Consider the following 14494-nt stretch of genomic DNA (forward strand, 5'->3'; position numbering starts at 1 on the left):
CACTTTCAGTTGTGACACAGTCAACGAAGTCGACCATCCGGTCGCGGCTATTGACAACACATTGCACGTCCGCCCGCGAGACAAGCCCTCAGTGTGTTGCCATTAGTCGCGATGGTGAACAGCTGAAAGCTTACATTTAGCTCGATAAATCGGATGATTTATCTCCTCAGCAACAAGGAAACATTCTGTGAATCCAATCGTAAAAACATTCCAATACGGCAACCATACCGTGACGTTGGAAACCGGTGTGATGGCTCGCCAAGCCACCGGTGCGGTAATGGCAAGCATGGACGATACCTCAGTATTCGTCTCTGTCGTCGGTAAAAAAGAAGCGGCAGAAGGCCAAGGCTTTTTCCCACTGACCGTGAACTACCAAGAGCGTACTTACGCAGCAGGTAAAATCCCAGGCGGTTTCTTCAAGCGTGAAGGTCGTCCTTCAGAGTCAGAAACCCTGACAGCACGTTTGATTGACCGCCCTATTCGTCCGCTTTTCCCTGACTCGTTCAAAAACGAAGTTCAAGTGATTGCGACCGTAGTATCGGTAAACCCAGCTGTTAGCCCAGATGTGGTTGCCATGCTAGGTACCTCTGCGGCACTGGCGATTTCTGGTATCCCATTCAATGGCCCAATCGGTGCAGCACGTGTTGGTTATATCAACGATGAGCTGGTATTGAACCCAAGCGAAGCAGAGCTGGACAACAGCCGTCTTGACCTTGTGGTTGCCGGTACTGAAGGCGCGGTGCTGATGGTTGAATCTGAAGCCGATCGCCTAAGCGAAGAACAAATGCTGCAAGCGGTGATGTTTGGTCATGACCAACAACAAGTCGCTATCAACGCTATCAAAGAGTTCGCCGCGGAAGTTGGTACCCCTGCGTGGGATTGGCAAGCACCAGAAGTGAATGCCGCCCTGCAAGCGCGTGTTGCAGAAATGGCGCAAGGCCCACTCGCACAAGCGTACCAAATCACTGAAAAAATGGCGCGTTATGAGCAAGTCGGTAACGTGAAGCAAGAGGCGGTTGCCGCTCTGCTTGAGCAAGACGAGACCCTCGACGAGCGTGAAGTACTCGATATGCTTGGCGATCTAGAGAAGAAAGTCGTGCGTAGCCGCATCATTGCCGGTGAACCACGTATCGATGGTCGCGAAAAAGACATGGTTCGTGCGCTAGACGTACGTACCGGTGTGCTACCTCGCACACACGGCAGCGCGTTGTTCACGCGTGGTGAAACGCAGGCGCTGGTGACCGCCACACTGGGTACCCAACGTGATGCACAGATCATCGACTCAATCATGGGTGAGCGTCAGGACAGCTTTATGCTGCACTACAACTTCCCTCCATACTGTGTCGGTGAAACCGGTTTTGTCGGTTCACCAAAGCGTCGTGAAATCGGCCATGGCCGTCTCGCGAAACGTGGTATCGCTGCGGTAATGCCAAGCCAAGACGAATTCCCATACACCGTCCGTGTGGTCTCTGAGATCACTGAGTCAAACGGCTCATCGTCAATGGCGTCGGTATGTGGTACCTCTCTGGCACTGATGGACGCCGGTGTACCGGTGAAAAAATCAGTCGCGGGTATCGCGATGGGTCTGGTTAAAGAAGGGGACGATTTTGTCGTACTTTCTGACATCCTCGGTGATGAAGACCACCTTGGCGACATGGACTTTAAAGTCGCGGGTACCGATGACGGTGTGACTGCACTGCAGATGGACATCAAAATCGAAGGTATCACCAAAGAGATCATGCAAATCGCTCTGAACCAAGCAAAAGGTGCGCGTCTGCATATCTTGGATGTGATGGATCAAGCGATTGGTTCAGCACGTGATGATATCTCTGAGTTTGCTCCACGTATTCACACCATCAGCATCAACCCAGATAAGATCCGTGATGTGATCGGTAAAGGTGGCGCGGTGATCCGTCAGCTAACCGAAGAAACCGGCACCACAATCGAAATCGATGACGACGGTACGGTGAAAATTGCTGCAACTGACGGCGCGGCGGCACAAGATGCGATTTCTCGTATCGAAGCCTTGACCGCTGAAGTGGAAGTGGGCCGCATCTACACGGGTAAAGTCCAGCGTATCGTTGATTTCGGTGCGTTCGTGTCTGTGATCGGTGGTAAAGATGGTCTGGTACACATCTCGCAAATCGCAGATCAGCGCGTTGAGAAAGTCTCTGACTTCCTCGAAATCGGCCAAGAAGTCGAAGTGAAAGTGCTAGAGATCGACCGCCAAGGTCGTATCCGTCTAAGCATGAAAGAAGCGGCTTCGGATAAAGCAGCCACTGAGGCTGCACCTGCCGATGATGCACCTGCAACTGACGCTTAGAGTCTGATTGTAATTCATGCTATAAAGGGGGCCGTGGCCCCCTTTTTTTATATGGAGACGCACCGTCATGACCGTTTTTTTGAAGTCGCTGGTCATTGCAGGCCTTTTACTACTCACAGGCTGCTCCAGTCAGTGGACTTTCCCGCCCATGGCCGTGCCATTGCAACCCACGTTGCAACAGGAAGTGCATCTTGCCCGTATTGACCAACTACTCGCTCGCGACGATCTGAGCGACGATGCACGCGCCCAACTCCACTATGAGCGCGGCTTGCTGCACGATAGCCTCGGAATGCGTGATCTGGCACAGCTCGATTTTAATCAGTCACTCTCATTAAAGCCGGATCAACCCGACGTGTTTAATATTTTGGGCGTTTATTTCACCCAAACCGGTCACTACGATGCCGCATATGAAGCGTTTGACTCTACCTTAGAGCTAGATAACACCCACACTTATGCCGAGCGCAATCGTGGTATCGCGCTTTACTATGGTGGACGCTACCGCCTCGCCTATCAGGATCTTCTCACCCATTACCAAGACGATGTGGACGATCCGTATCGTGTGATTTGGCTGTATTTGGTGGAGCGCGATTGGAAAGGCGATGACGCGGCCAAAACACATTTAGCCGAGCGGATAGAACATAGCGACCAACTGGATTGGGGATGGCAACTGGCGCGGATGTTTTTGGGCAAGGTGAGCGAGCGAGAGTTGCTGGAGCAGTTGGCCACTCAAGCGAGTGATAACCAAGTGCTGGCGGAGCGTTTATGCGAAGCCTATTTTTATCTGGCCAAACACTATCAGCACCTTGGCAATCAAGACAAAGCAGTTGCACTGTATAAGTTGGCCATGTCTGGCAATGTGTATGCCTTTGTCGAACACCGCTATGCCCTACTGGAGCTCAATCGTATTGCCTATCATCAATCCCAGCCAAACGACGAATAGCGCAAACCAATAACCGCCTTGTACAGGCGGTTATTTGATCTGGTTAGTCTGTCGGGGCAGGTACGGTCTGGGGTGGCTGCTTACGGGGCTTACTTTTTTGTAATAGCTTTTCAAATTCTCGCCGCGGCATGGGCGAGTGAAAATAATATCCCTGAATGGTGTCACAGTTTAAATTGGTCAGCACCGACGCTTGCTGGCGCGTTTCTACCCCTTCTGCTACCACCGTCATCTCCATGGCCCGCCCAAGGTTGATAATGCTTTCTACCAAGGTCACTTGCTTACTCAACGCATCCATATCGTGGATAAACGCGCGATCGATTTTCAATTCATCCAGCGGAAAACGCGCCAAGTAGGATAACGAGGAATATCCGGTTCCGAAGTCATCGATAGACAAGGCAAAACCCAGCTCTTTGATTGCATTGAGCATCTGCATGGCATGGGTATCGTCGTTCATCACCGCACTTTCTGTAAGCTCAAACGTGATGTCTTCGGGATTTGCGCCGGTTGCGCGCAGCAGTTTTTCCATATGCTCGGTCAGTTTAGGATTACGAAACTGTTCCGGAGAAAGGTTGATGGCAACGCGGCCGGGCAAGACATCATGAAGACGCCAACGACGCACATTTTGAAACACCTCTCGCATTACATTTCGGCCCAGTTGCTCAATCAAGCCACACCGCTCTGCGACCGGAATAAATCGCGCAGGACTGATGTACCCTTCGACTGGATGCTTCCAACGCACCAGGGCTTCCGCCCCGTTGACGCGGTAATCGCTCGCGTTAACTTTTGGCTGATACCACACTTCTAGGCCATTATTTTGTAATGCTTTTTGCAGTTCAATCTCAAGCCAAAGCCGCATCCGAGCTTCTTTGCTCATTTGGTCGTTATAGGCAACTACGCGGTTTCGGCCGCGCTCTTTCGCCTCATACATGGCAGTATCGGCATTTTGCAGTAGGCTGCGTGCATCTTTGCCATCTTCTGGATAGCGTACCAACCCGACAGAGCACGCCAAGTACTTACTAAAATGGTGCAGCTCAAACGGCTGACTGATCACAGAGACCACTTTTTCTGCAAGCTGGTCAGGCGCGTCTTCGGTCGCCGGCTTGGGCAGAATAATTGCGAATTCGTCGCCACCCAGATGACCCACAATGGTGTCTGGTGACAGTAAACGGCGTAAGCGTTGGGCAATATCTTGTAATACCCGATCGCCAATATGGTGACCTAATGAGTCGTTGATATTTTTAAAGTTATCTACGTCAAGGTACAGCATGGCTAAGGGTGTATCGCTGGCTATCAAGCCATCCAACTCACGACTAAAGCCATGTCGGTTATACAATCCAGTTAACGCATCCGTGTACGCCGAATGGATCATCGCCGCAGGCTGTGGCTCAGCCACGACAGCCTGTGCATGCAAACGCACCATATGCGCGTTTTTACCTAGGATGTGAATGGGTGCACAAGACACCTCGATGGGTGCCCCCGTGTTGGCAAGCACACACGGGGTGCTTTGATGGCCTTCAGGCTGTGAAAGCATGGCGACGAGCGATTGATTGGGATCTGCGGGACGCAGGAAGGTCGATAATGACTCACCCAATAAGGCGTCTACGCTGTCAACACCAAGGCGTTCCACTGCCATGGGATTTGCAGAGAGGATCAGTGCGTCTTCTACCAAACAGCAGCCGTCATCAATCAATTCACTCAAGCGGTAAAATTTTTCTTCGGCTTCTTCAAGGGCACTTGCAAGCACCTGCCGCTCTGATGTGTCAGCAGCATGAATGACCACATACGGCTGCCCTTTGCTGTCTCGATGCTCATTAAGCGGGGCGACACTAAAATGAAAACTGGTGCTGTGATAGCCATCAGACACCACCACTTCCCCTTCAGTGCTTTTCCCTCGCCGGGCTGACTCGTAATGCGGCTTTACCACAGCATAAAACTGTTCCCCGAGCGTTTGCCGGTCGTTCGCCCCCGCCAAGGCATCCAATGAGACCCCAGTTAAATCCGCATATCGCTGATTGGCATAGAGGTAACAATCGTCACTATCGAGAATGGCAAAAAGAAACGGACTGCTGTCGGTTAAGCGGTAAAACCAATCGGTTAACTGCGAAATTGGCATGGATGGCTCACATCTTCCTCGGTACAGGTGCCGACCAACGTGTCGTGGCGAAAAATTCGTCTCACATGTTAGACACTTTTTATTAGCTTGTCAGTAGCACTCTATGTGGAGCTGCTGTAGCGTTCAAGCTTTTAACACTATATACCGCACATCAATCTGTAAAAATAGATAAGGTGCTCAAAATCAGTCATTGGTGTTGAGTTTGCAGCGAAAGTGCGCAATTTGTTGCTTAACAATACAGACTCTGAGCGTCGATATACTGAAACCTTGTTCGCACAGTGCTTGCACCGGATCGGGAATCCGTTATCCTGACCGCATCATTTGTCATCTAGGCCTTTCGCTATGTTAATCCGCTCAGAAGCGCCCGCCGATCTGGTTCGCCTCGATCAATGGTGGCGAGATACACTCGCTAACCCTCAGCAAGCTGATCAGTTGCAACAATGGCGAGAGCAAGGGCTGATCACGCTGTCACTGGTCGCTACGGATGATATGGGTAGCACGCTGGGACACATTGCCGTCGTGGATGCACAATCCGAGGATAATGCGCAACTTATCGCGGTTTGGTTTAGCCCCGACCCTGAATTGATTGCTCCCCTTTTAGATGAGGCAGAATCCGTCTTGTTTGAACTTGGCTATTGTCAGCTTAAAATTGCGCCGAGCCCTCAAGCGGCCAATGCTGAATTTGCGCCGATTTCAACCGACAAGCATTGGTGGTACAAGCAACTCACTGCCGCCACCGTTTAACGAGCACTCGATATGCTGACCGATATTCAACGTTTACAAGCCATGGGTTTATCCGTCTGGCAACTCCGCCATCCTGAGCTTTACGGCCGTGAACAGGAAGTTATCCAACTTCCCGAAAACTGCCAGCTATTGCTGGTTTGCGACGATCCTCTCAGCGAGCAAGATGCGTGGTTATTTGGCAATATCTTAAAAAGTATGAAGCTTGACGCTGATAAGGCGAGGCAACTGCCCCACGCTGCGCTCGCAGCTCTCGGCGATCACCACTTGGTCTGGTGTTGGTATATTGGCGAGCCGGAGGTCATGATTGACGGTGTGCGTACACTCCGCTCTCTCCCCTTGGTACAGATGCATGATAACCCTGCGGCAAAACGCGATTTATGGCGTCAGATCTGCCAATATGACTGATTACACGCTCCAGCCTATCGACGATAAGCACCTGAGCGATATCGTACGTATTGAACAGGCCGTGCATATCGCGCCTTGGTCCAAGACACAGCTTGCACCGGCTCAGGGGCGCTTCGATCACCACTATGCGTTAGTCAACCAAGATGATCAGATCATCGGTTATTTTTACACGCGTTGCGTCGCTGGCGAAGCAGAGCTTTTAAACATCGCCGTTGACCGACCTTTTCAAGGTAAAGGCGTCGGTCACCGGCTGATCACCTTGCTAAAAAAGACACTCGTTGCTGCAGGCGCGAACACCTTGTGGTTAGAAGTGCGACAAAGTAACCGTGGTGCACGGGCGCTGTATCAAAAACAGGGATTTGAGCTGATAAGCCGCCGAGCAGGCTATTACCCCTGCCCGGATGGCACCACGGAAGACGCACTTATTATGCGCACTCAGCTTGGCAATGACGCGGACTGAGAAAGGTTGTCCAGTTGAACCGGTGGCAATATATAGCCTTGGTAACCATGACAGCCCAATTGATGAAAATATTGGTGCTGATCAGATTGCTCAATGCCCGTGGCAATGACGCGTATCTCTTGCGCCGCGGCAATATTGATCAGCATACGGATAAAGACATCATCCACATCGCTCGACGGCTGACCAAAGCCAATATCGAGTTTGACATAATCGGGCTCAATATCGTGGATATAATTCACGTTGTCCATATCACGGCCAAAATGGTCAATCCCCACTTCAACCCCATGCTCTCGGATCATCTTAAACAGGGTTTGGCATGCCGCAATGTCGACCTGCACCGCCTCCTCTGTAACCTCAAACGCGAGCTTATCTGACAAGTAGGTTTTTAATAAGTAGTTGGCTAACCAGTCATGGAACGCGGTACTTCTCACACTCTCTACCGTCAGGTTAATGGCAAGTTTGTCCGAGTCTGGATGCGCTTTAATGTACTGATCGGCGCGTGACAGCACATGACGGTCAAATTCTTCACCCAGCGCATACATTTCAATACGATTGAGCAGCTGCCCAGCAGACAGCCAAGCCTCATCCACCCACAAATGGGCATAGACCTCTTGGTGCCAGTTGGTTTGATTATCACGATGTCTCACTGGCTGAGCATAAAGGGTGAGCGGATTTTTATTGAGTGCATCAAGCAAAATGTGACGCCACTGCTCTCGGGTTCGACTATCGGCATTCGCATGACTAGGCCAATGGTAAACCTCACTGCGTCGCTTCGCTTGCTGCAAAGCGTTATCCGCTTTGGCCAGTAACGACGCCGCATCATCGTCTTGTGTTTTCGCTACACCAATATGAAAACCTTGATTCGCGGGCAAGGAAATGTTTTCCAGCTCTTGGTTAACCACACGCAGTAAGCGCTGTAGATAAGGACGAATATCCCCCTCATCAACACTGGTCAGGAGAATGGCAACCTCGTTGTGGCTTAGACGTGCAACCAGTTTGTGTCTCTCAGCTAACTCACCATGACTCAAGGCTTCACCCAGCAACCGCCAGCATTGATCGCGATATTGATAACCATACCGTGCGCGCAGGCGTGATAACCATTCGGTTTCAATTAACAATAAAGTGCAGTTCACATCGTCTTTTATAAAACTTTGCAACTGATGTTGGAAGTAACCTCGATTCGGTAAACGAGAGACGGGATCGATCATCAATTTATCGCGTAAACGCGATAGCTCTTCTTGCTGGCTTTTATGGACTCGAGCTACCTGCTGACCCGCGAGATTAAAGGCCTGCAATAAGGCTTGCAGATCTTTAACGCGCGTTCTCGACTTAGCGGGTTGATAATCACCTCGCCCTAACGCGTTTAAGCGCGTGTCCAGTTCAGCCAAAGGAGTGGTCACGCGCCGAAACATAAAGGATGCAGCAAAAGGGATCACCGCACACATGGCCGCTAGTAGCGTCACCAGTTGCGACATGCGATCCCAAAGCGCCTCAACGGCAGGGAGTGGACTAACCTCCACCGTAACTCTCGCCAATTGAGTCCAGCCATTACTGACTGATACTGTTTTCGACGCTGACTCAATGCCAGATAAATGCACAAACCAACGAGGCGTTGCGATCGCTCTTGCATCCGCCTGCCAAAGTTGTCGTTGACCAGAAAGCATCGGCATCACCGATACCGACTTAACTTGGGGAGCCGCCATAAAATGCGCCACGAGCTGGTTGAGCCGCTCGTTGTCGCTTTGTTCAATAATGGGTGGCAGTGCCTCGGCCATCGCTGCACTGAGTAAACTGACTTGCTGTTGCTGTTCACTTTTCAGTTGGGTTATGCCGAGCTGAAAAGCGACCGCCGCCGTCACTAACGCAGTTAGCAAAGCGGCGGCGACAACAAACAGGACAACACGTTGATGTAATGTCATGCTTTCTCTTTTAGATGATTCTCTAAGGCGTCTGCTCTGAAGAATAAATTGTCCAGCGCATATGGGTTGAGCCATGCTCACCAGTGACATGAGCAATCACTCTTCGGTTCACTTCATTAGCGTAGTCGTTTTCTTGGTCAATCAACGGACGCGACTCACCATAGCCGATAGCCTCAATACGAGCAGCAGGAATCGCAAACTGTCGCGTCAATACGTCCGCAATGGCTTGAGCACGACGTTGTGAGAGTGCGAGGTTGTACTCTGCCGAACCCACTTTACTGGCATGCCCCTCAATCACCACCTGAGTATTCGGGTAGCGCTGCATAAAGTCCGCTAAGGTTTGGATATCGCCATATTGTGAGACATCCACATCGGCGGAGTCGGTGTCAAAGTGCACGTTTAACTCAAACGACTCACTGGTTTGCAATTGCTCAGGACAGCCGTTGTTATCAACCAAGGCGCCGTTTAGCGTTTGCTCGCACTGCTCACGGGCAGAAATCACACCATCGTAGTCGGCGTCGCTCAAATCTTGGCTTTGCGCAATGGTGGTTGGCATTGTATCCACCGCTTGCGGTGCACAGCCGGCAAGAAGCATGACGGCAAATCCCGCGATATAAAACTGTTTCATTGGCTGTCCTCCTGCTTCAGTGACGCAGTATTCCAAATGGCAGGAGTATCAACTCGCAATGACGCCAAAAGACGACCGGTTGCATTTAAAATTCGGTATTGCGCGTAAAGCTCATCCGCTTCTTTGCTCAAGTATTCACGACGTGCTTCAAAAAGCTCGTTCTGAGAGTCCAATACATCCAACAATGTTCGCGCATTTAGGCGAAATTCCTCACGATAGGCATCGCGGGTATCGGTGGCCGCTTCAACATGTTGGCGCATAAAATCACGTTGCTGCTCAAGGTATGTACGCGCGTTCCAAGCAAGGGTTGCCCCTTCAATCACGTCCCGATGCGTCATTTCATTAATCTCTCGCGCTTCAATGGTTTGATACGCCGTTTGCCGTTCACGCGCACGGTCCACGCCCCCATTAAACAGGTTATAGCGCATGCGTAACATCGCTTGGACGTTATTGTTCTCAGGACCAACGTCAGGCGGGCCCGCCCCATCTTCCCCACCAACGTTTTCGTTCCAATTTGCCGCCACTTCAACATTTAAAGTCGGCAAATACGCAGCGCGCGAACCATCTCGCGCAGCATTGGCCGCCGCAATATCGGATTGCGCAGCATGAATACGTGGGTGCTGTTCGAGGGCAATATCTAGCATGGCTTCTAGCGTGCGCGGCAGCAACTCAGCATCAGGCATCGGCAGACGCAATGCTTCTGGAGACTCGCCAACCATTTTGGTAAAGCGACTTTGTGCATCAGCAAGATTGTTACGAGCTGACATCAGGTTTGCATTGGCTCTCGCTAAACGCCCGGTGACCTGAGAGAGATCACTGGCTTTAGCAAATCCGCCCGCATTGCTCTCCGCAATCGCATCATAGATTTCTTGGTGGTTTTGTAAGTTCTTCTCTGCCAAGGTCACCACTTGCTCTGCAATCAACACATCAAGGTAAACGCGAGAGACCTCTAGAGCCTTATCCTCGGCAGTAGCGACCATTGCCCACTGCTCCGCCGTCGCTTCATTTTGGGTGCGATCGACTTCGTTTTGGGTACGAAAACCGTCAAATAGCATTTGCTGAAGAGAGACACCCAGTTCACGACGCGTTAAATCCACTTCATCATCGGTGGTGGTATCACGCCGTGTCGCGGGGGAGTCGGTACGCTCCCAACCGATCCCAGCCGTCGCATCGAGCTTGGGATAATAACCGGCTTTCGCTTGATCAATAGCTTGCTCACTGGCTTTATAGCGGGCAAATGCTTGGCGGATCTGAGGATGTGATTCGAGCGACTGGGCGACCGCTTGCTCCAGTGTCTGTGATAAAACAGCAGGCGAACTTAGCCCTAACATCAAGGCTATGGCAGTCACACGCTTTTTAAATACCACGTGTGGTAAGTGCAGCATGTTGTTTCTCCTATTTTTTATTAGCGCTCGCGGAGCGCATTTTCTTTTGCTCGCAGTATCGGGTTAAGTAAGTACTCAATCACCGTCCGCTTGCCGGTTATAATATCCACTGACGTTAACATGCCTGGTATGATGGGCATGGGTGTCCCATCTTTCTTAGTGAGATGGGAAGAATCCGTACGTATTCTCACTAAGTAAAAACTGTTGCCTTCTTCATCTTGCGTTGTATCGGCGCTAATGTGCTCGACAGTCCCTTCCAATCCGCCGTAACGGGTAAAGTCATAGGCTGTGACTTTCACGACAGCAGGTAAGCCGGGATGCAAAAAGGCGATATCTTTAGGCAAGATTTTCACCTCAACCAACAATTGGTCTTCGGTAGGGACAATTTCAATCACGTCTTCACCGGGTTGCACCACACCACCGAGGGTATTGATGTGTACTGTCTTTACCGTGCCGTTCACCGGAGAGGTGATCACCGCTTTATCCACTTTGTCTTGCGCACCAACGGTCGCTTCCGTCAACCGAGACAACCTTGCTTCCACTTCACTCAGCTTGCCACGTGTTTCACTGATAAACTGAAGCGCGGCCTCTCGTCGCTTTAGTATGGCCTCATCCAACGCCGCTTTGATTTTCGGTCTAGACAGCTTCAGGTTTGTTAACTCACCTTCCATATCATTGATCTGTCTCTGGAGTTTGAGAAGTTCCACTTCTGAGACAATGCGCTTTTCGACCAGTGGGCGTGTGATATTGATCTCACGCTGCATGATTGTCATGCTGTTATTGAGTGTTTTTATCTTTGAAGCGACTTCTTGAAGCTCTTGGCCTTTTTGGACAATCTGACGCGCTTGTATCTCTAGCTGGTTACTCAAGCTATCTAATCGGCTGCGATATTCAGACTTTTGGCGAGCCACCAAATTGGGTTTTCGGCTAGTGAGGGTATCGGGGAAAGTGATCGTTCTGGGTTCAATCACAATTTGCTGTTGCCAAGGCTGGCTGGCGGGCAACAGTGATACGCWATCGAGTTCGTGATACATCCGAGTCACCGCCGCACGAAGGCTATCCACTTCTTGCTCTTGTTGGGCAAGATCTGAGCGGAATCGGGTATCATCAATTCGAGCCAACGGCATGCCCTTCTCGACGAGCTGGCCTTCATCAACGAACATGGCCTGAAGGATCCCTCCATCCAAGCTTTGAATCAGCTGAACATGAGACGACGGGATCACTTTACCACTGCCACGAGTGACGCGGTCCAATTCAGCAAAAGACGCCCAAACGATAAAACTCGCGACTAACAGGAGTGCTCCCCATACCACTGCGCGATAACGCAATGGTGCATCTGTCATCATCGCACCATAAACATCATCGATCATATCTAGATCTGTATGACGGTCTTTTTTAATTAACCGCTTGATCATGATGCATTTCCTTTATTGAGCTTACTGAGCACCTGATCTCTGGGTCCATCCATGACCACGCGCCCTTTATCCATCACAATCACACGCTTAGCCAGTTTGAGCAGCGCCATATTATGCGTCACCATGATCAGTGTTCGTCCACGCGCCGCCACTTGCATGGCTTTAATGAACTGGTTTTCGGCATGGGCATCTAGGCTTGCGGTCGGCTCATCCATGATCAACATCGGTGGCTCATTGAGCAGAGCTCTTGCTAAGGAGACCGCTTGGCGTTGACCTCGGGACAGCCGCTCGCCTCGCTCACCGACTTGTTTGTCTAGCCCTTCATGATCTTGTGCGGTAAATAAGCTCACACCAGAAAGCTGCACAGCACGCATCAATTGGTGTTCGGTCACTTGCCGCGTACCAAACATTATGTTTTCACGGATAGTGCCATGAAACAGGGCCACATCCTGTGCGAGATACCCGACGTTTCGACGCAGATCAGCGGGGTGTATTTGCCGGCTATCGACCCCATCAAAGCGTAAGCTCCCTTGCTGCGGCTGAAATAGGCCAGCTAATAGTTTGAGTAAGGTTGTTTTCCCTGAGCCGTTCTTACCCAAAATCGCGATCACTTCCCCAGGTTGAACACGGAAATTTAATGGATAGAGCGCTGGACGTTCTGACTCAGGATAATTAAACGCCAAGTTGTCAGCACTGATCTCACCTTTTAAGCGTTTGCGGCTCACTAGATGGCCTTTTTCCGCAAACTCATCTTCTTGCTCCATCATGGCATTAAGCTGACGAAGCGAGGAACTGGTTTGATTCCAGCGACTGAGCAGGCTCGCCATCTGTGCCATCGGCGACACGGCGCGGCTTGAAAGCATCACCGCAGCAATAATTCCGCCCATGGAAATATCACCATCAGCGACACGATACACCCCTAAAATCACCACCGCGATAGCCATCATTTGGGTCACAAATGTCGCGGTATAAGAGATGTTGTTGGTGATTTGCTTAACTTTAAAGTTCCAGTTAGCCGTATGTGCAGTCATTTGTTGCCAGCTACGCTGCACAATACCTTCAGCAACATTAGACTTAATCCCTTCTAACGCCGAGAGGCTTTCGATTAAGTGTCCGTGTCGCTCTGATGCATACTTGTTGCTCTCTTCGATGGCCGCTTTTAGTTTGGGCTGAACCGAAATGGTGTAAGCCAATATGATAAAGCCCGCAAGCACAGGCACTATCGCTAAATCCCCCGCAACGAGATAAATCACTGTAATAAAAAATACCGCAAAGGGAAGATCGACAAGCGTGGTAATCGTGGCTGAGGTCAACATATCTCGCACAGCATCAAACTCACCCAGCTGTTTTGCGGTTGCCCCCACACTGGCTCCTCGATTGACCAAAGGGGTTCCCATCAGCCGCGCAAATAAACGAGATGACACAATAATGTCGACCTTTTTTCCTGCAACATCAATCATGTAAGAGCGAAGTTTTCGCATTAAAAAGTCAAAACAATACGCTAGCGTCGCACCGCTTGCGAGCACCCACAGTGACTCAAACGCAAGGTTAGGAACCACTTTGTCATAGACATTCATGACAAATAAAGGAGAGACAAGCGCGAAAAGGTTTACCAAAATGGAGGCTAATAACGCATCTCGATAGATAGGTGCTGCGTCTTTTACCGTCTGCCAAAACCAGTGGATCTTGGTGTCGTGCAAATGCAGATCCACAGATTGATCACCGCGGTACTGACGTTTTATCAGAAAACAGTAACCAACATACATGGCCTCAAGCGCCTCAAGCGCAATGGTCTCTTCCCCTGCATTTTCAGGCAGTTGAATAAGTGCCGTGCCCGCATCACTATCTATTTCACGCAATACACAGGCTTTTTGGTCAGAGAGCAACAGGACACAGGGCAACAAGAGCGCGCCGACATTATCCAGATTACGTCGAGACAACCGAGCAGCCAGACCCGCTCGACCCGCGGCTTGTGGAAACATGTCCGGGGTAAGCAAGGCATTGGTCATCGGTAAGCCCGCGACCAACGCATCACCAGAGCAAGGGGTGCCATAGTGCTCAGTCAATAACACTAAGCAATCAAGCAAAGGATCGTCTGTGGGTTGCTCACCGGGCGCAATTCGCCATTGTGCAGTTTGACTATTGTTAGAAGGGTCAGTCAC

11 protein-coding genes are annotated in these 14494 nt (G+C 50.7%); 5 read left to right on the top strand and 6 right to left on the bottom strand.

Annotated features, from left to right (window positions below):
- The first annotated feature begins 187 nt into the window (after window positions 1-187).
- On the top strand, window positions 188-2323 hold the full coding sequence (gene pnp, locus BZJ18_RS09275; protein WP_077456243.1) for a polyribonucleotide nucleotidyltransferase: 2136 nt from the start codon (window positions 188-190) through the stop codon (window positions 2321-2323).
- 67 nt (window positions 2324-2390) lie between these two features.
- A complete protein-coding gene (gene nlpI, locus BZJ18_RS09280) occupies window positions 2391-3263 on the top strand; it encodes a lipoprotein NlpI (protein WP_077456245.1) in 873 nt (290 codons plus the stop codon).
- A gap of 43 nt (window positions 3264-3306) precedes the next feature.
- On the opposite strand, the gene BZJ18_RS09285 is transcribed toward nlpI, so the two are convergent.
- Window positions 3307-5376, bottom strand: coding sequence for a putative bifunctional diguanylate cyclase/phosphodiesterase (locus BZJ18_RS09285; RefSeq protein WP_077456247.1), 2070 nt, complete (start codon window positions 5374-5376; stop codon window positions 3307-3309).
- A 342-nt stretch (window positions 5377-5718) separates the two neighbouring features.
- Here BZJ18_RS09285 and BZJ18_RS09290 point away from each other — a divergent pair, with 342 nt between their 5' ends.
- The 3 genes from BZJ18_RS09290 to rimI are packed head-to-tail and all read left to right on the top strand — an operon-like array spanning window position 5719 to window position 6985.
- Window positions 5719-6120, top strand: coding sequence for a hypothetical protein (locus BZJ18_RS09290; RefSeq protein ID WP_069589150.1), 402 nt, complete (start codon window positions 5719-5721; stop codon window positions 6118-6120).
- A gap of 12 nt (window positions 6121-6132) precedes the next feature.
- The gene (locus BZJ18_RS09295) at window positions 6133-6525 is read left to right on the top strand and encodes a DNA polymerase III subunit psi (protein ID WP_077456249.1); all 393 of its coding nucleotides are present in this window, start codon (window positions 6133-6135) and stop codon (window positions 6523-6525) included.
- On the top strand, window positions 6518-6985 hold the full coding sequence (gene rimI / locus BZJ18_RS09300) for a ribosomal protein S18-alanine N-acetyltransferase (RefSeq protein ID WP_158011272.1): 468 nt from the start codon (window positions 6518-6520) through the stop codon (window positions 6983-6985). The genes BZJ18_RS09295 and rimI overlap by 8 nt, the downstream gene beginning before the upstream one ends.
- Here the strand turns inward: rimI and BZJ18_RS09305 are convergent.
- From BZJ18_RS09305 to BZJ18_RS09325, 5 genes are read right to left on the bottom strand one after another with little or no spacing between them, the layout of a single operon-like run.
- Complete coding sequence (locus tag BZJ18_RS09305; RefSeq protein WP_198532224.1) at window positions 6961-8904, bottom strand: bifunctional diguanylate cyclase/phosphodiesterase; 1944 nt, start codon at window positions 8902-8904, stop codon at window positions 6961-6963. The two genes, rimI and BZJ18_RS09305, sit on opposite strands and share 25 nt — an antisense overlap.
- Before the next feature lie 22 nt (window positions 8905-8926).
- On the bottom strand, window positions 8927-9532 hold the full coding sequence (locus tag BZJ18_RS09310; RefSeq protein ID WP_077456255.1) for an OmpA family protein: 606 nt from the start codon (window positions 9530-9532) through the stop codon (window positions 8927-8929).
- On the bottom strand, window positions 9529-10917 hold the full coding sequence (locus BZJ18_RS09315; RefSeq protein ID WP_077456257.1) for a TolC family outer membrane protein: 1389 nt from the start codon (window positions 10915-10917) through the stop codon (window positions 9529-9531). The genes BZJ18_RS09310 and BZJ18_RS09315 overlap by 4 nt, the downstream gene beginning before the upstream one ends.
- A 20-nt stretch (window positions 10918-10937) precedes the next feature.
- Window positions 10938-12329 carry an HlyD family type I secretion periplasmic adaptor subunit gene (locus BZJ18_RS09320; protein WP_198532226.1) on the bottom strand — a complete coding sequence of 464 codons (1392 nt, stop codon included), beginning with the start codon at window positions 12327-12329 and terminating at the stop codon, window positions 10938-10940.
- Window positions 12329-14494, bottom strand: a complete 2166-nt coding sequence (locus BZJ18_RS09325) for a type I secretion system permease/ATPase (protein ID WP_069589141.1) — start codon at window positions 14492-14494, stop codon at window positions 12329-12331. The genes BZJ18_RS09320 and BZJ18_RS09325 overlap by 1 nt, the downstream gene beginning before the upstream one ends.

Origin of the sequence: Salinivibrio sp. IB872, assembly GCF_001995345.1 — a bacterium.
Taxonomy (GTDB): Bacteria; Pseudomonadota; Gammaproteobacteria; order Enterobacterales; family Vibrionaceae; genus Salinivibrio; species Salinivibrio proteolyticus.

What these genes read in the sequence shown, in the direction of transcription:
- BZJ18_RS09315 (WP_077456257.1), bottom strand. Translation starts at nt 10,917, where the DNA reads ATGCTGCACTTACCACACGTGGTATTTAAAAAGCGTGTGACTGCCATA.
- BZJ18_RS09290 (WP_069589150.1), top strand. Translation starts at nt 5,719, where the DNA reads ATGTTAATCCGCTCAGAAGCGCCCGCCGATCTGGTTCGCCTCGATCAA.
- BZJ18_RS09310 (WP_077456255.1), bottom strand. Translation starts at nt 9,532, where the DNA reads ATGAAACAGTTTTATATCGCGGGATTTGCCGTCATGCTTCTTGCCGGC.
- BZJ18_RS09305 (WP_198532224.1), bottom strand. Translation starts at nt 8,904, where the DNA reads ATGACATTACATCAACGTGTTGTCCTGTTTGTTGTCGCCGCCGCTTTG.
- BZJ18_RS09285 (WP_077456247.1), bottom strand. Translation starts at nt 5,376, where the DNA reads ATGCCAATTTCGCAGTTAACCGATTGGTTTTACCGCTTAACCGACAGC.
- BZJ18_RS09295 (WP_077456249.1), top strand. Translation starts at nt 6,133, where the DNA reads ATGCTGACCGATATTCAACGTTTACAAGCCATGGGTTTATCCGTCTGG.
- rimI (WP_158011272.1), top strand. Translation starts at nt 6,518, where the DNA reads ATGACTGATTACACGCTCCAGCCTATCGACGATAAGCACCTGAGCGAT.
- nlpI (WP_077456245.1), top strand. Translation starts at nt 2,391, where the DNA reads ATGACCGTTTTTTTGAAGTCGCTGGTCATTGCAGGCCTTTTACTACTC.